Origin of the sequence: Citrobacter sp. BIDMC107 (assembly GCF_001037575.1) — a bacterium.
Taxonomy (GTDB): domain Bacteria; phylum Pseudomonadota; class Gammaproteobacteria; order Enterobacterales; family Enterobacteriaceae; genus Citrobacter; species Citrobacter freundii.
Genome location: NZ_KQ089849.1, coordinates 19,701 through 34,419 on the forward strand (window position 1 = coordinate 19,701; position 14,719 = coordinate 34,419).

The 14,719-nt window shown below is 50.0% G+C and carries 21 protein-coding genes; 7 read left to right on the forward strand and 14 right to left on the reverse strand.

The features are described 5' to 3' along the window. Positions 1-228: 228 nt before the first annotated feature. The 13 genes from cmoB to rdgC form a co-directional block, all read right to left on the reverse strand. Entirely contained in the window at positions 229-1,197 is a 969-nt protein-coding gene (gene cmoB, locus SK39_RS20895) for a tRNA 5-methoxyuridine(34)/uridine 5-oxyacetic acid(34) synthase CmoB (protein ID WP_048217435.1), read from the reverse strand. Continuing rightward, positions 1,194-1,937, reverse strand: coding sequence for a carboxy-S-adenosyl-L-methionine synthase CmoA (gene cmoA, locus SK39_RS20900; RefSeq protein WP_003034686.1), 744 nt, complete (start codon positions 1,935-1,937; stop codon positions 1,194-1,196). The genes cmoB and cmoA overlap by 4 nt, the downstream gene beginning before the upstream one ends. A 40-nt stretch (positions 1,938-1,977) precedes the next feature. After that, positions 1,978-2,373: an MAPEG family protein gene (locus SK39_RS20905; RefSeq protein ID WP_003034689.1), complete on the reverse strand. Its 396-nt coding sequence runs from the start codon at positions 2,371-2,373 to the stop codon at positions 1,978-1,980. Between the two features lie 52 nt (positions 2,374-2,425). Further along, on the reverse strand, positions 2,426-3,199 hold the full coding sequence (locus SK39_RS20910) for a DUF72 domain-containing protein (protein WP_048217436.1): 774 nt from the start codon (positions 3,197-3,199) through the stop codon (positions 2,426-2,428). Then, the gene (locus tag SK39_RS20915; protein ID WP_048217437.1) at positions 3,178-4,491 is read right to left on the reverse strand and encodes a tyrosine-type recombinase/integrase; all 1,314 of its coding nucleotides are present in this window, start codon (positions 4,489-4,491) and stop codon (positions 3,178-3,180) included. The genes SK39_RS20910 and SK39_RS20915 overlap by 22 nt, the downstream gene beginning before the upstream one ends. A 58-nt stretch (positions 4,492-4,549) precedes the next feature. Continuing rightward, on the reverse strand, positions 4,550-4,786 hold the full coding sequence (locus SK39_RS20920) for an excisionase family protein (protein WP_003034696.1): 237 nt from the start codon (positions 4,784-4,786) through the stop codon (positions 4,550-4,552). A gap of 38 nt (positions 4,787-4,824) precedes the next feature. Then, the gene (locus tag SK39_RS20925) at positions 4,825-5,397 is read right to left on the reverse strand and encodes a 3'-5' exonuclease (RefSeq protein WP_048217438.1); all 573 of its coding nucleotides are present in this window, start codon (positions 5,395-5,397) and stop codon (positions 4,825-4,827) included. 1 nt (position 5,398) lies between these two features. After that, entirely contained in the window at positions 5,399-5,941 is a 543-nt protein-coding gene (locus SK39_RS20930) for a hypothetical protein (RefSeq protein WP_048217439.1), read from the reverse strand. Continuing rightward, the gene (locus SK39_RS20935) at positions 5,938-6,681 is read right to left on the reverse strand and encodes a DNA-methyltransferase (protein WP_048217440.1); all 744 of its coding nucleotides are present in this window, start codon (positions 6,679-6,681) and stop codon (positions 5,938-5,940) included. The genes SK39_RS20930 and SK39_RS20935 overlap by 4 nt, the downstream gene beginning before the upstream one ends. Continuing rightward, entirely contained in the window at positions 6,678-6,932 is a 255-nt protein-coding gene (locus SK39_RS20940; RefSeq protein WP_048217441.1) for a hypothetical protein, read from the reverse strand. Before SK39_RS20940 ends, SK39_RS20935 begins: the two co-directional genes overlap by 4 nt. Next, the gene (locus tag SK39_RS27415) at positions 6,929-7,105 is read right to left on the reverse strand and encodes a hypothetical protein (protein ID WP_001253786.1); all 177 of its coding nucleotides are present in this window, start codon (positions 7,103-7,105) and stop codon (positions 6,929-6,931) included. Before SK39_RS27415 ends, SK39_RS20940 begins: the two co-directional genes overlap by 4 nt. Next, a complete protein-coding gene (locus SK39_RS20945) occupies positions 7,093-7,632 on the reverse strand; it encodes a hypothetical protein (RefSeq protein WP_048217442.1) in 540 nt (179 codons plus the stop codon). The genes SK39_RS27415 and SK39_RS20945 overlap by 13 nt, the downstream gene beginning before the upstream one ends. A gap of 107 nt (positions 7,633-7,739) precedes the next feature. Next, positions 7,740-8,657, reverse strand: coding sequence for a recombination-associated protein RdgC (gene rdgC / locus SK39_RS20950; RefSeq protein ID WP_048217443.1), 918 nt, complete (start codon positions 8,655-8,657; stop codon positions 7,740-7,742). 724 nt (positions 8,658-9,381) lie between these two features. Here rdgC and SK39_RS20955 point away from each other — a divergent pair. Further along, positions 9,382-9,882, forward strand: coding sequence for a hypothetical protein (locus tag SK39_RS20955; protein ID WP_048217444.1), 501 nt, complete (start codon positions 9,382-9,384; stop codon positions 9,880-9,882). 362 nt (positions 9,883-10,244) lie between these two features. Here the strand turns inward: SK39_RS20955 and SK39_RS20960 are convergent, their stop codons facing one another. Further along, complete coding sequence (locus SK39_RS20960) at positions 10,245-10,871, reverse strand: LexA family protein (protein WP_048217445.1); 627 nt, start codon at positions 10,869-10,871, stop codon at positions 10,245-10,247. A 101-nt stretch (positions 10,872-10,972) separates the two neighbouring features. Here SK39_RS20960 and SK39_RS20965 point away from each other — a divergent pair, with 101 nt between their 5' ends. From SK39_RS20965 to SK39_RS20990, 6 genes are all read left to right on the forward strand, one after another. Continuing rightward, positions 10,973-11,218 carry a Cro/CI family transcriptional regulator gene (locus SK39_RS20965; protein WP_048217446.1) on the forward strand — a complete coding sequence of 82 codons (246 nt, stop codon included), beginning with the start codon at positions 10,973-10,975 and terminating at the stop codon, positions 11,216-11,218. Further along, positions 11,211-11,762, forward strand: a complete 552-nt coding sequence (locus SK39_RS20970; RefSeq protein WP_000526197.1) for a YmfL family putative regulatory protein — start codon at positions 11,211-11,213, stop codon at positions 11,760-11,762. Before SK39_RS20965 ends, SK39_RS20970 begins: the two co-directional genes overlap by 8 nt. Positions 11,763-11,934: 172 nt before the next feature. Further along, positions 11,935-12,114: a DUF4222 domain-containing protein gene (locus SK39_RS26305; protein WP_075261969.1), complete on the forward strand. Its 180-nt coding sequence runs from the start codon at positions 11,935-11,937 to the stop codon at positions 12,112-12,114. Then, positions 12,104-12,970 carry a conserved phage C-terminal domain-containing protein gene (locus SK39_RS20980; RefSeq protein WP_048217448.1) on the forward strand — a complete coding sequence of 289 codons (867 nt, stop codon included), beginning with the start codon at positions 12,104-12,106 and terminating at the stop codon, positions 12,968-12,970. The genes SK39_RS26305 and SK39_RS20980 overlap by 11 nt, the downstream gene beginning before the upstream one ends. After that, positions 12,967-14,286, forward strand: a complete 1,320-nt coding sequence (locus tag SK39_RS20985; protein WP_048217449.1) for a phage N-6-adenine-methyltransferase — start codon at positions 12,967-12,969, stop codon at positions 14,284-14,286. The genes SK39_RS20980 and SK39_RS20985 overlap by 4 nt, the downstream gene beginning before the upstream one ends. Further along, positions 14,283-14,681 (forward strand): RusA family crossover junction endodeoxyribonuclease, encoded by a 399-nt coding sequence (locus tag SK39_RS20990; protein ID WP_048217450.1) that lies wholly within the window; start codon positions 14,283-14,285, stop codon positions 14,679-14,681. Before SK39_RS20985 ends, SK39_RS20990 begins: the two co-directional genes overlap by 4 nt. Positions 14,682-14,719 lie beyond the last annotated feature (38 nt).

The window sequence follows — 14,719 nt, forward strand, 5'->3', positions numbered from 1 at the left end:
ATGTCGCCCAATATGATGCTTGCTCGTACCAGGCCCCTGCAATTTCAACAGGGGCCTTTTTTTCTCCTTCTCCTGCATATTTCGGTCTGCAACTGTGTTGGCTTTCCTCGCTCACCCCGGTCACGTAGTTATCTACGCTCCCAGGGATTTGCTGCGTCGCCGCCTTGTTGCAAACCGAACTATTTTGGAGAAATGGTGCTATACGTAATAGTCATTTGACAAAAATGACTACGGTTTACGCGCAATCAATACCGCACGCAGTGGGGCGGGGTAGCCTTCCACCGTCTTACTGTGGTCGTTCGGGTCAAGGAAGTCGGCCAGCGATTCGGTAATCATCCATTCGGTGCGGCGCTGTTCTTCGGTAGTGGTCACACATACGTCGGCAATGCGCACATCAACAAACCCGCATTTTTCCAGCCAGTTTTTTAGCGCCAGTGCAGACGGGATAAAGTAAACGTTACGCATCTGGGCGTAGCGATCGCCCGGCACCAGCACGGTATTTTCATCGCCTTCGACGACCAGCGTTTCCAGTACCAGTTCGCCATCTTTAACCAACTGATCCTTTAACTGCCACAGGTGTTCCAGCGGCGAGCGGCGGTGATAAAGCACGCCCATGGAGAATACGGTATCAAAGGCGTTGAGCGCCGGAAGCTGTTCAATACCCAGCGGCAGCAGATGCGCGCGCTGGTCATTGCCCAGCAGTTTACGCACCGCCTCAAACTGGCACAGGAACAGTTGGGTCGGATCGATACCGACCGCCAGATGTGCGCCCGCGCCAATCATGCGCCACATGTGATAGCCACTGCCGCAACCGACATCAAGAATGGTACGTCCGGTGAGATCAGACAAGTGCGGCAGGACGCGATCCCACTTCCAGTCGGAACGCCATTCGGTATCGATATTGACGCCGTACAGCGAGTAAGGTCCTTTACGCCATGGCATCAGGTTACGAATCAGGGTGTCGATACGTTTAAGCTGACCTTCGCTTAGCGGCTCTTTGCTTTCTGCGGTAACGCTGTGCAGTAAGTCCAGACGATGCGGCGTTAGCTCGGGCAGAAACTCGACGGCGTTTGACCATTGTTTAAAAAGACCGTGCTGATCGCGCTGCCAGGCAGCGATTTTCGCCGGAAGTGTTTCCAGCCAATGGGACAGATGATTTTTGGCAATCAACTGATAAAAGTCACCAAAATCGATCATGCGCTAACCTCAGCTTTCAACGCCACCAGAGAGCCAAAGTTGAAGCACTGGAACCACAACTCACTGTGCTCAAAGCCGGCCTGATGCAGTCGCGCTTTGTGCGTTTCGACCGAGTCGGTCAGCATCACGTTTTCCAGCATGCTGCGCTTCTGGCTGATTTCCAGTTCGCTGTAGCCATTGGCCCGTTTGAAGTCGTGGTGCATGTTGAACAGCAACTCGCCTACGTTCGCGTCTTCGAAGCTGAATTTTTCAGATAGCACCAACGCGCCACCGGGATTCAGCCCCTGATAAATCTTATCCAACAACGCCTGGCGCTCGGGTGGCTCAAGGAATTGCAGGGTAAAATTCAGCACCACCATCGAGGCATTTTCGATAGTAATGTTGCGAATATCGCCTTCGACAACCTCAACCGGGGTCGGTGCCTTATAGGCGTCAATATGACGACGGCAGCGCTCAACCATCGCCGGAGAGTTGTCGACAGCAATAATTTTGCAATTCTCGTGATGAATATTGCGACGCACCGAGAGCGTCGCCGCGCCCAGAGAACAGCCCAGATCGTAGACCTGCGTGTTGGGTTGTACGAAACGTTCGGCCAGCATGCCAATCATAGAAATAATATTGGAATAGCCAGGAACGGAACGCTGGATCATATCCGGGAAGACTTCAGCTACCCGTTCATCAAAGGTCCAGTCACCCAGACTGGCGATAGGCGCAGAAAAAAGCGTGTCGCGGTGAGACATAACGTAAAAATCCGGGAAAAATAAAGTGGCGTATTGTGCGCTAATGCAGGGAGAAAACCAACTCCCAGGGCATATACCAAAGATTCGCCAGCACCATTAGCAACAGCGAACACCAGGTTGCGCTCATGCCTGAACGGCGCCAGCGGAAAAGCCGGTGGTGGAATCCGTAATAATGCATCAGTCGTCCGGCAATCAACATCAGCCCGCAAAGATGCACCATCCACGTCTCTGCGCCGTTCATTTCCATAAATAACAGCAGCACTAACGCGACGGGAATATATTCCACCGCGTTACCGTGAATGCGGATAGCGCTTTGCAGTTCGCTAAAACCTCCATCGCCATAGGCAACGCGATATTGCATGCGCAGGCGAACAACGTCAAAGGAGAACTTTATTAACAATAACGCACCCAATACGGCATAAAGCGCGCTTACCATACAAACTCCCTTTTAAAATGGCTGCTGGCATTGACTATGATAGGTGGCATTTTCAGAAAAGAGAAGATTGCTGTGGAATAGACGGCGCTGATCCGATCTCTGGCAGAGCATTGCGTAAATCTGCCCATAGCGTATCAACAAGCTCCGGGGCCTGCGCGATGTCCGGCGTATGCAAAAACAGATACGGCGTCGTGGTGTGTTGCCATAGTGATAGCTTGGTCAGCCAGACGGCAAAAAGCGCGCTGTTTTGTGCCATATCATCGCTGCCGATAAAGCGTACCATCGGATGGTTTGCCGTCACCACCGCATGCACCGGAACCTTTGGTTTCTTACGCTGGGCGTCACGTATCGCTTCGGTATGTGGGATTGCGGCATGTACCGGGCGGCTGTCCAGAATCACCCGGTTTACTCCACGCTCGTGTAACCCGCGATTAAATAGCTGTTCGGCTTCGCCTTTGGCAAAGAAGTCTGGATGGCGAACTTCCACACCGTAGGTAAAGCATTCGGGGAGCGCATCGAGAAACTGCCACAGGGCAGGCAGGTCGCGTGGGCTAAAAGTCGCGGGTAATTGCAGCCAGTATTGTCCAATGCGCGATCCCAGCGGCGACATGCGCGTAAAAAATTCCTGCACCAGGTCATCACAATTACGCAGCGCGGCCTTATGCGAAATGGTCGCCGGAAACTTAAAACAAAATCGAAACGTATCGGTGGTCTGTGCTTGCCAGCGGGCAACAATATCGGCTTTAGGCAGCGCATACAGCGTGGTATTGCCCTCCACGCAGTTAACATGACGGGCGTTATGGGTTAACTTACTGATTTTAATAATCCTCCTGTACTGTTCACGTGGCTATGGGGCATCAATGGGGCAAAATCTGCCAGCTTCTGATTCAGCATTGCGATCTGCTCTGCGCTGCTGTCAGCCATACATGCACCGTAAACATTGAACACCATCTGCGCGCTCGCATGTCCCATCTGACTGGCAATAAAACTCGGGTTTGCACCAGCAGATAATGACCAGCACGCATAGGTATGTCGTGACTGGTACGCCTTTCTGTGTCTGATCCCCGCGCGCTTAAGTGCCGCTTCCCATGAGTCGCCTACTGAATCGACTCGGTAGATAAATCCGACCTGCTTACTGCGTCTGACCACATGCGGGTTAAAGACAAATGTACACTCATGGTTCACCGAACGGCCGTACTCACGTAACTGAACTTCAATGTGATGTTTCCTGCCCAGCCTTGTCATCTCAGCCTGATTTTTCAGGATGCTGATTGCGGGCTGGATAAGATGCACCACTCGATCTGTGCTTGCCTCGGTTTTCGGTAGAGTGAACTCACCAAGTTTCGTATAATTACGCCTGACGGTAATTGTTCCCGCCTTCAGGTCGATATCTTCCCAGGCCAGGGAGACCAGTTCCCCGTGACGCATTCCTGTGTACACTGCTAATGACCACAGGTTTTTCGTCTGCTGATGCCGGCATGCATCTATCAGGCGAATAAATTCATCACGAGACAGAGGATCTGGTTCTGCCCTGGCTTTTTTCAGAGGCTTAATTCCCTCGAATGGGTTCACCTCTAAATAACCGTGATCTGCAGCAAACTGAAACATTCCGGCCATTGTCGTCATGTAATAGTTCACAGTAACAACGCTTCGCCCTTTTGCCGTAGCTTTGTTTTTCGTCGGATTCTGGTAACCAGTTAGCAAATCTTTCCTAAGATACAGCAATTCCTCTTTGGTTACTGCTGACACCAGGCGATTACCTCCGATCCTCGGCACCATATTCCTTGCGACAGACTCATAGCGATTGAATGCGTTCGCGCAGATTTCCATCCGTTTCAGATCCAGCCATTTTTCTTCAAGTTCTTTCACTGTAATGTCTTTTTTACTTACACCAAAAGCCTTGAGGTTAGGGGAGTCAGGAAACTGGGTTGCATAATCAAAGTTTCCTGTGCGGATGGCAAAACATACTGATGTCCGCAGTTCCCCGGCTATCTTCCTGTTCTTAGAGGTGTCAGGGACACCGAGACTTTCCCTGACACGCTTACCTTTAAAATTAAACCAGATGCGTAATGTGCCACCGTGGTTTTCGACGCCTGTTGGATATGTGACTTTATCCATTGGTGTTACCTCCAGACGCCCAAGAGCGATACGAGCTTACCTTTTTCATGGCATCAAATCACCCTGGCTGCTTGCTTTTCATTGAAGCGACCCAGGCATCTACAGCCTTTCTGTTATACATGCACTCACTGGAAGGTTTAGGATTCCCGTCAGGCGATACGTGGATATACTCCCTCCCAACCATCCAGCATTCTTTTCTGGCCCGGAGGATGGTACCGGGCTTGAGCCCGGTAACCGCGATAAGAACGCTTTCACAAACCCACTCGTTGGGGGCTAACTGGAAAATATTGCTCATGGTTATTTATCCATTACCCTGGCTGCACCCTGGGGAAATTAAAGCTCGCTGCTGGTGGTCGGAATCAATTTCAGCCAGATTGCGGACACGTATTTTGCCTGATGTCGCGCATCGGACAGTGCGTTATGTGCAACCCCATCGAATGGCATATCTCGCTTTGGATCGAAACCCACAACTCTGCCTAATGTGACGATGGTTCTGACGTCGTGATCGTTCCAAAATTGCCACGGGCAAACTTGGCCGGCACGCTCATATGCACCGCGCAATATAACGTTGTCGAAAGTAGCTCCATTGCCCCAAACCTTTAAATATTTAGGGTTATCAGAATGCCGATTAATGAAATGGCTCAGTTCAGATAGGGCAGACGATATTGGCAGAGCATCATCAACACAGATTGCTGATCGTGCTTCTGGGCTTTGTTTTAACCACCACAGAATAGTGTCACCATCCGGCACAGCTCCCTGTTCCATAGCACTTTCAAGGTTAACGGCGGTGTAAAACTCCTGACCCAGTTCACCACTTTGCGGATCGAAGAATACGGCTCCAATGGAGACGATAGGGGCATTCGGTTTTTTGCCCATGTATTCGAGGTCGATCATTAAATTGTTCACGTTAAATATTCTCCTGTTTTGGTGCTGTTTTAAGCATTGCGGCGCGGCAGGCGTTCCATCCCCTGACTTCTGCGATTGCAGATACAGCATCTATCGCATGCATTTTCGACGCTTCTGGCATAGGCTTTTCATCCGGCACTAACGACGCTTGCTGCGGTGCGGCGTAGACAATTCGCCCTTTCATACCAGCACCAGTCACATCGTAATAAGTGCTTTTGTTTGTGTCGTACCAGCCTGCGTCAAATAACTGGTAAATAGGCTCCGCGCTATCAGCCTTGCGGCGCTCCTGTAGCTCCGTAGCGTCGGCCTCATTCCGGTTTTCAGCCTCGTAGAGTTGCGCCTGAACGTCCTCAATCTCACCACGTAGCGCCAGATAGTTACGGCGTAGCTCCAGTACCTCATCAATCACCTTAACAGCATCAGCCATTGCGTAGCCGAGATTACCGCCGTCGCTTTGTTTTGCTGCTTTGCTGAGTATTTCGCGTATCTGGTACAGGCGATCGAGTGATACAAGACCGTTCGCCGGGTGGCTGTTAGTTGTCATGCTGCATACTCCTGTTTAATTCCCATGCGATGGCATGCGGTTTGGAAAATTGTGGCGTCTTTCTCAATGCCAACAAAATTGCGTCCAGTCTGCTGACAAGCAACACCCGCGGTACCGCTACCCATTGTGAAATCCAGAAACGTATCACCAGGATTGCTGTACGTTTCGATCAGATACTGAACCAGTGCTAGTGGTTTCTGGGTTGGGTGATAGTTTCCCGTCTGTTTGTCGCTCGAGAAGAACTGAACATCTCGCGGGTACCGCTGTGTTGAATCGTATTCAGTCAGAGACAGGGCCTTACCGTAGCACTCTGAATTGACGGTCTTCCGCTTACTGGTCTTGCGTGTGTGGCCATCGGTCATCTGCGGGTTGTAGGTCGGCTGGCGGCGGTAAAAAACCTCGATATTTTCATGTGCGCGAAGCGGCTGCTTTTTGGCATTCAGAAAGCCCGTGGCGTTTCCTTTTTCCCATACCCATTCCGCTCGCCAGTCTCGTAAGTTACTGGCAATCAGCACGCTGGTAAAAGGCTGAGCGGAAAACAGCACAATAGCCGCTGTTGGCTTGGCGATGCGATAGAGTTCCTGCCACATAACCTGCAGGTCTAGCACCGAATCCCAGCGACACTGGGTGGTACCGTAGGGAATATCAGCGCAAACCAGATCAACGGTACCGTCTTCAAGTTGTGGGAAGACGTCGAAACAGTCGGCATTGTGCAGCGCCTGTTTGTTTAGTGCTGTCATTGGGCTGATCCTTGTCTGGCTCTGTTCAACAACTGGTTAAACATCATTGTTAGGCTGTTACTGCACCCAAACGGCATATCGTTAACACGGTATGTTGGAATTCCCTTGCGAACACCAGACTTCACGATCCGGCCGGTGCCATAGAGTTGCGATAATGCGCCAGCGACCGCGGGTGTCTTTTTGTTCATACCTTTGGCGATTTCACCGCTGGTGGTATTCGGATGAGCCTGGAGATATTCAAATACGGTCATGGCGTTTTACCTTTACGCTCCTGTTCCAGTTGCACCAGAGACTCTTTTAATGCTGCAAACGTAGCGTCCAGTCTGGTGGCGACTTCGCGCATAAGCGGCGCATGTTTTGGTGGCAATTCAGCAACGGAGGCAAACGCCTCCGCTACGAGTTCTTTTACCTTCATGCGGCGCATTGGCGCGGCTCCATCAACTCGTTAAAGCGATTGATGAACATGCCGTATGACTGGCCAGGACGAACTGGGTTGATAATGAATAAATCCGTTGGGGCAACTCCCTCGAGGAATGGCCAAATGGAACCTTCGTCAATCTCAAAATCGCGGCGTTCGCTGGCGAGCATCACCAGATCGGCATATTTCACAGTTGGGTGTTGTTCCGTCGGTAGGCCGAACTTCTGCCGAATGGCTGCATCCACGCGAGCTTCGATCACCTGGTAATCCGGAAGCAGGTGCTTAAGCGGGGAGGGGATGTCCTGCAGGTAGGCTTCAGCAGCATCATGAAGCAGTGCTTCTAATGCAAACTCCTGCGGAACGAGGTGGCTGGTTAAAACGCTATGCTGGCCGACGCTATAAAACTCAGGAAGATGCCCTGCAAAACGGCAGATATGAGACAACGCGGTAGCAATACCCTCGATCACGATATCGTCCTGTTGGATATCGAGGTAATTAAAATGTTTGCCGGATAATGTCTGAATGTAGCTCATGGTTTTCTCCATATTGGCGCGCTGCACCGCGCTATTAAATTAATGAATTGCTAAATTTAGCGTGCAGCAACCCAACCCATGACATGGGTTAATTACGGTCTGGGGTATTAGGCTGCGGGTTTTTGTGGCTGTTCTTCTTTGTACGAAAGAAGATCACACATCAGGTTTACTACTTTGCTGAATTGGAGTAGATCCGTCCCGGCCTGATGGCGCCATTGAAATGCTTTATCATCTTCATCGTTGAATGTTTGGGCTTGGGTATTGATGCGCGAAAAATGGAAATTTTCGGTGAGGATGAACGATACACCGCATCCTGCTAGCTCCATTTTATCAGCGGTAAAGCCGCTATTAAGGCTATCAACTAGCTCGCTTTGAATTGAGTCGTGTTCAGCTGAGTAGCGAATAACTTCCTTTTGATCGGCAAGGCGGGACAGCTGGATATAATTGCCGACGGTAAACCCTTCAAAAGCATTGGCCACGCCATTGATATAGTTTTTCAACCGCGTAGTTAAACCGTTCTTAATATCGCTAATGTTGATTGTTTCTGTTTTAACGGAACCGACAACTTTCACCAGCATAGCCACAGCCATACCGGCAATATTTTTATTGGTCGTATTGACCACTAATAGCTTTTCGTTGGTGCTGTACAACGCAAGGATCAGCGTTGATTTAACAAATGCCCGTTTACACAGGTCAACTCGGACGCTGTCGATAATTGCTAATCGTTCGATACGTTTGATTTTACTCCCGGACATATCTTCGATTCTTTGGATCCGTGCTGCGGCTTCCTTCAAAACAACATGCTGGGGAATGATTTTCTGATCATGGCGGATCACGATGGCATACCCACCTGATATTGGGGTGACCAATTCGCCAGTGATCGGGTTTGGCACAAAAGAGGCGCGTGAAAACTCAGTTTCACCAATCTCGGAGTAGGGGAGTTCAAGCAGATGCCCCTCGATAGCTTCAATGCTAGGTAGTGTGGCGCGGTACACGATTGCGTTATGGAACTTAGGTAATTTCATTTAACTTTCCTCTGCACAAGGTTTTAGTCCATACACGAAGTTAAGGCGGCTGCAACCGCCGAACTTTCTCCATACACAACAGAGAAGGGCACCTGCATTGGTCGGCGGCTTGAGAGACCGCTTTCTTTTTGCCCGGGTGGATTGGGTTATGAGCCCGTCGCCCGGTGATGCCCTTTTCTGTTGCGTAAAAAGGGCGGTAACGAGGTAGAACATTATCTTCGTCCCCCTTGTATAAGGTTGAAGACCCTGGTACCGCCAAGACTACACACAGCAATAAGGTTGTGGCGCCAGATGCTTATCTTCTGGTTGTCTCGATGGACTGCAATTCACCACAACGAAGAGAACACTGCCGGTGTCCGAATCGAACGAACCTTTTCCCTGCCCAACCCTCCCAACTGAATGGGACTGTCTGGAATCGAACCAGCACTTATGCCTTGCTCGTCAATGCTCTCGTCGTTGTTCCCTGAAAAAGGCTGGCGGTTACCGGAAATACACGGGAAAACACCGGGCCGCCAGAACAGGGAGTTACTTGTTATTGCTTTGGCCTGCTTTTAACCACATCAGGCGCGGTGGATCCTGCTATTCCCCAACAGTCAGGAATGCGATAATCTGGATACCCCCAATAGTCATAAGGAACTGAGATGCAATATCTTGATTACGAAGAGAAGCACATGCCGGTTCAGCAAAGGCCACCGGCTCCACCAAAAGAAGACTGAGGTGTTATATGAACCGGGACGATTTGGAGTTTGATATCAACTATTCGTATTTCATTGAAAAAATGAATTACACCCTTCTGAACCGAATAGATAAAAGCATTACCCTTATCCTTATCGTCTTGGGCTTTTCTGTCTTTGCTCCATTCAGCAATATGTTTATTTTTGGTGTTTCTGTTGCCGTTCTGTCTGTACTTCAGCTGGTTTATCAATTTGGGCAAGAAGCGGGGTTATCTAAGGAGCAAATGAGGCAATACAAGCGTTTACTTGTTGAATTCTCAATTCTTCCTGATGATGAACTAAGAGCCAGATATCTGAAGATCCAGGATGCCGACAGTAACCCTTGGCGGTCGCTGCAAGATGCTGCATTTAAGCGAACCTGCATCGCTCTGGGACGTAATGATGATTCTGAAATATCATTCATACACAGCGTGATTGCCTGGATTGCGGGTGACCTGCCCCGAACAAAAAAGGTGAAAAAAGATGTCAAAACCCGTGCCGATAATTCCTAACCATCGTCCCCCGAAACCCAGACCACCAGCACCTAAAGGATGAGATTTTACTGATGGACCACTCATCTCCTCATCCAGACAGGCATGGACACGTACCTACACAACCGCGTCCTCCTGCGCCACCAAGTAAATAAACAATTACTTTGGTTGGGGTATCCAGATTGTTAAAGAGCTAAGCGTCCGATGGGCGCTTTTTTGTTGCCTGCGAATCATCCGGTTATTCTTATGCCACCGGCGGCTACTTCGTGGGCGTCCTGCCTGTTCGCTGCTGATGAATGAAATCTAACTTAACTTAGCCATTAGATCAAGAAAAAACACCAAACTATTCTTAGCTTGATGTTAAGAGGAAGGTTAGAGGTGGGTTAAAGCTCGTACTGAACGCCTTTGACAACTCCAATGATCAGGCAATTACCGTTTATTGAAATGTTTGGATAGCGTGGATTTAAGGGAACTAAGAACTTTTGAGGCCCATCGATGACTAGTTTTTTTACAGTAGCCTCGTTTGTCCCATCAAGTCTGGCTACGACTATCTTTCCATTAAGTGGCTCTGCATCAGGGTCCACTATGACTGTTGCCCCTTCAGGGATTGTCGGAAGACCATTAGGGTTTGTCATCGAATCACCTTTGACCTCCAATGCAAAGGAGCTATCACCTATCCTGAGTGATGTTTCTACCCACTTATCTACTTCACTGAAAACTTCTGCTGCTTTACATTCTGTAAACTGTCCAGCCTGAACCCAAGATATCACTGGAATCCTTCGCATCTTGGTTATCAGATTTCCTTCAAATTCAGTACCATAGAGTATGTAATCAATTGATGTGTTGAAATACTTTGCAAGTTTCGAAAGTGACTCACCGCCTGGCACATTAATGTCTTTTTCCCAATACCCAACCGCCACATCGCTAACACCACAGAACTTACCAAGTTCTTTCTGCGAAGTTTTGGTTACACGCCTGAGAGCTTTGATGCGCTGACCGACAGTTTCCATTTGAACACCATAAAAAATTAAAAGGCTAAGCAATCTTAGTTTTTATTGACCAAAGTTAGATTGGTTATTAATATCTAATCAAACTTAGCTAAGGAGGCGTTATGACAACCGATGATATTGAAAACTACTTCGGCAGTACTGAGAAAGTTGCCGAATTTTTTGGAATCACAAGCGAGGCCGTTTACCAGTGGCGTAATAGAACTGGTCGCCTAATCCCGAAAGGACGTGCAGCAGAAGCAGCCTATCGGACTGGGGGGAAATTGGTTTTCCATCCCGACCTTTACGAAAAGCGTAGCGAAGCTTCAGTAAAACTCAAACCACAGGAAGAAGGGAGGAGCCGTGGGTAACGAACCTATTTGGAAAGTCGAGCGTCAGCCTTCCTGGCTGGTGGTAGCGATTAAAAAAACGATTACCGATCTGCCTGGTGGATATGCTGAGGCGGCGGAATGGTTGGGTGTGACAGAGAACGCATTGTTTAACCGCCTTCGTGTTGACGGCGACCAGATCTTCCCACTGGGCTGGGCAATGGTTTTACAACGTGCTGGTGGTTCAACTCATATAGCTGATGCCGTTGCGCGCCATTCTCAGGGCGTATTTGTACCGCTGGCAGATGTTGATGATCTGGATAACGCCGATATCAACCAGCGCCTGATGGAGTCCATCGAATGGATAGGCCGTCATTCTAATTTTGTACGTAAAGCCACGGCTGATGGGGTAATTGACGCAGATGAGCGCGCTCAGATTGAGGAAAACAGCTATCAGGTTATCGCGAAGTTCCAGGAGCACGTAGCGCTTCTTTATCGAGTTTTTTGTGTCGCAGAAAAGAGTGACGCCCGCGAGTGTGCAGCTCCGGGCGCCTTGGCGAACAACTCTTCGAGTATGGAGAAATAATCCGCATGAGCAGTTTAACGGCTTTTAACCGTCTACCGCAACTCAGGATGATCCCGGTTTCGGGTACTCCGTTGTTTCGGTATGAACGCAGATTATCAAACCGCTGGGTTCCGTGTAACCACAGTAGGGCGGTTTCAATTGTGGGGGTCTACAACCGGAGGGCAAAACGCCTGTGCGCGAACTTAACCGAAGGTTCAAAGACCACCGTGGAGTGCCAGTCCGTGTTATCCGCTGGGAGCCAGAAACACAGCGCGTTATCTATCTGCGTGATGGCTACCTGCACGAATGCTTCAGCCCACTTGAGCAATTCAGGCAAAAGTTCAGGGAGATAACGGACGATCATGAGCACTAAATTAACCGGCTACGTATGGGATGGTTGCGCGGCGTCGGGCATGAAGTTGTCTAGTGTCGCGATCATGGCTCGCCTTGCTGATTTCAGCAGCGATGAGGGCGTGTGCTGGCCGTCTATTGAAACTATTGCTCGCCAGCTTGGCGCTGGGCCGAGCACTATCAGAACGGCAATCGCAAAGCTTGAAAAAGATGGCTGGCTCACGCGTACACAGCGCCGTAATGGTAACCGTAATGCGTCGAACGTGTACCGACTGAATGTGGCGAAACTTCAGGCTGCCGCATTTTCTCAACTGTCAGATTCTGACACGTCAAAATCTGACGCATCAAAATTTGACGCCTCAAAAACTGACCCGTCGAAATCTGGCAAAAACGGAGGTTTTGACCCGTCAGAATCTGGCGGGGATCCGTCAGTAAAATCAAAACAAGATCCACAAGTAACTTCAAAACCCTCTTGTCCGGTTGCGGCGCAACCCGACCCTGAGGTTGTGATTACTGATCAGGCCAGACAGGTTTTGTCTTACCTGAACCAGACAACTGGTTCACGCTACCAGGTATGCAGCACGTCGCTGGAGAACATTCGCGCCCGTCTGCGGGAACAGTTCACTGTTGATGATCTGTGCCTTGTGGTGGATTACAAAAACGCTGATTGGCGTGATAGCGAGCAGGCTCAATACCTCCGCCCGGCAACTCTGTTTATTCCAAAAAACTTCCCCGGTTACCTGCAAAGCGCGACCAAATGGTCTGCCGCTGGGCGACCTGAACGCGTTAACGGTAAATGGGCGACTAACTCAGCCAGCCGCGCAAACTTCCAAAATGTTGACTATTCACTGCCAGAAAATTCGGGGTTCCGCTCATGATGCCAAATAAGTATTGCCAGGCGCTGGCTGAACTGCGCAGTAAACCAGCTCACGAATTGAAAGAAGTTGGAGATCAGTGGAGGACACCTGATCTGCTTTTCTGGGGGATCAACGCGTTATTTGGCCCATTAGTTCTGGACTTGTTTGCTGACGACGACAACGCGAAATGCCCGGCATGGTACACCGCCGAAGATAACGCGCTGACCCAGGATTGGTCTGAACGTCTGGCAGAACTAGGTGGTGCAGGTTATGGCAACCCACCGTATAGCCGTTCGCAGTACCACGAGAATCAGGCGATCACTGGTATGACGCACATCATGAAGTACGCAGCAGCCCAGCGCGAAAAGGGCGGTCGCTATGTATTCCTGATAAAAGCCGCGCCGAGTGAAACGTGGTGGCCGGAAGATGCCGATCACATTGTATTCATTCGCGGGCGCATTGGGTTCGATCTGCCTGTGTGGTTTGTACCTGCTGACGAAAAACAGAAGCCCACCAGCGCGTTTTTTGCCGGTGCCATAGCTGTATTCGATAAGTCATGGCGTGGTGAGCGGTTCAGCTATATCAACCGTACAGAACTGGAGGCAAAAGGGCAGGCGTTTATGACTTTGGCGCAATTTGCTGTCAGCAAGTCTCAACCTGCAACTGCCACACCATCTGTAGCTGACAAGCCAGAAGTAGAGTTGCCACTCACCCAGAAAGATATTTTTGATGTCAGCGGTGTAGAGGCGTGGGCATGCGTTAGAGCTGCGTTCGGCGATAAAGAAGAATACACATTCAGTGAATCGAAGTTTGGGCATACCTGGGCGGCGGATTCTGTCGAAGCACCGGAATTCACTCAGGTATCACCATTAACGATCGACAAAGCGAAGCTGCTTATTCGTGAGAGTATTTTGTTCGGTGTGGATGAGTGGCTGTTGTCGATTGAATTCGATGACGCTGCTGCGCACCTGGATATGTCGGAACGTATTCGGACTGTTGCCCTTGAAGCATCTGGTGAATATGGCATGAACAGTACTGATTTCATTGCAGCTATGGGAAGCCTGGATGTTTCCAGTTGGTCCAATATTCGCCAGATCCGCATGCACATCCGTGAGAAAGCTAAACCAGTAGCGGATCCGCTTCCCGAGTCCCGTATCTGGCCGCTGGAGGTTGGAATTGTATTCGATCAGGTGGATGGCGCTGACATGCTGGATGATTCACAGCAGAACAAGCTGAAAGCCAACATCAATCAACTCTGGCTGGAACGAACGGCCACCAGCGAAATCATTACTGCCGCTTCTGAACTTGTTCGCAATATGCGGGGAGAGGCCGCGTGAAATTGATCCTGCCTTTTCCTCCGAGCGTGAACACTTACTGGCGCTCCCCTAACAAGGGGCCGCTGGCCGGTCGTCACCTCATTAGCGCTGATGGCCGTAAATACCAGAGCGCTGCCTGCGTGGCGATCATTGAGCAATTACGACGTCTCCCGAAGCCATCGACTGAACTGGCAGCGGTAGAAATCACTCTGTACCCGCCGGATGCGCGCCGCCGGGATATCGATAATTACAACAAAGCCCTGTTTGACGCGCTGACGCATGCGGGTGTCTGGGAAGACGACAGCCAGATTAAGCGCATGCTGGTGGAATGGGGACCGATAGTACCGAAGGGAAAAGTTGAGATAACCATAACGGCATATAAAAAAGAGGTGGTTATATGTCCAGCTGTGGGTTGAATATTGGTCGTTATGGCAGTAATGTCGGAAAGTGCAAG

Coding starts and splice junctions, on each gene's coding strand:
- cmoB (WP_048217435.1), bottom strand. CDS start 1,197: ATGATCGATTTTGGTGACTTTTATCAGTTGATTGCCAAAAATCATCTG.
- cmoA (WP_003034686.1), bottom strand. CDS start 1,937: ATGTCTCACCGCGACACGCTTTTTTCTGCGCCTATCGCCAGTCTGGGT.
- SK39_RS20905 (WP_003034689.1), bottom strand. CDS start 2,373: ATGGTAAGCGCGCTTTATGCCGTATTGGGTGCGTTATTGTTAATAAAG.
- SK39_RS20915 (WP_048217437.1), bottom strand. CDS start 4,491: ATGGATAAAGTCACATATCCAACAGGCGTCGAAAACCACGGTGGCACA.
- SK39_RS20920 (WP_003034696.1), bottom strand. CDS start 4,786: ATGAGCAATATTTTCCAGTTAGCCCCCAACGAGTGGGTTTGTGAAAGC.
- SK39_RS20930 (WP_048217439.1), bottom strand. CDS start 5,941: ATGACAACTAACAGCCACCCGGCGAACGGTCTTGTATCACTCGATCGC.
- SK39_RS20935 (WP_048217440.1), bottom strand. CDS start 6,681: ATGACAGCACTAAACAAACAGGCGCTGCACAATGCCGACTGTTTCGAC.
- SK39_RS20940 (WP_048217441.1), bottom strand. CDS start 6,932: ATGACCGTATTTGAATATCTCCAGGCTCATCCGAATACCACCAGCGGT.
- SK39_RS27415 (WP_001253786.1), bottom strand. CDS start 7,105: ATGCGCCGCATGAAGGTAAAAGAACTCGTAGCGGAGGCGTTTGCCTCC.
- SK39_RS20945 (WP_048217442.1), bottom strand. CDS start 7,632: ATGAGCTACATTCAGACATTATCCGGCAAACATTTTAATTACCTCGAT.
- rdgC (WP_048217443.1), bottom strand. CDS start 8,657: ATGAAATTACCTAAGTTCCATAACGCAATCGTGTACCGCGCCACACTA.
- SK39_RS20955 (WP_048217444.1), top strand. CDS start 9,382: ATGAACCGGGACGATTTGGAGTTTGATATCAACTATTCGTATTTCATT.
- SK39_RS20960 (WP_048217445.1), bottom strand. CDS start 10,871: ATGGAAACTGTCGGTCAGCGCATCAAAGCTCTCAGGCGTGTAACCAAA.
- SK39_RS20965 (WP_048217446.1), top strand. CDS start 10,973: ATGACAACCGATGATATTGAAAACTACTTCGGCAGTACTGAGAAAGTT.
- SK39_RS20980 (WP_048217448.1), top strand. CDS start 12,104: ATGAGCACTAAATTAACCGGCTACGTATGGGATGGTTGCGCGGCGTCG.
- SK39_RS20985 (WP_048217449.1), top strand. CDS start 12,967: ATGATGCCAAATAAGTATTGCCAGGCGCTGGCTGAACTGCGCAGTAAA.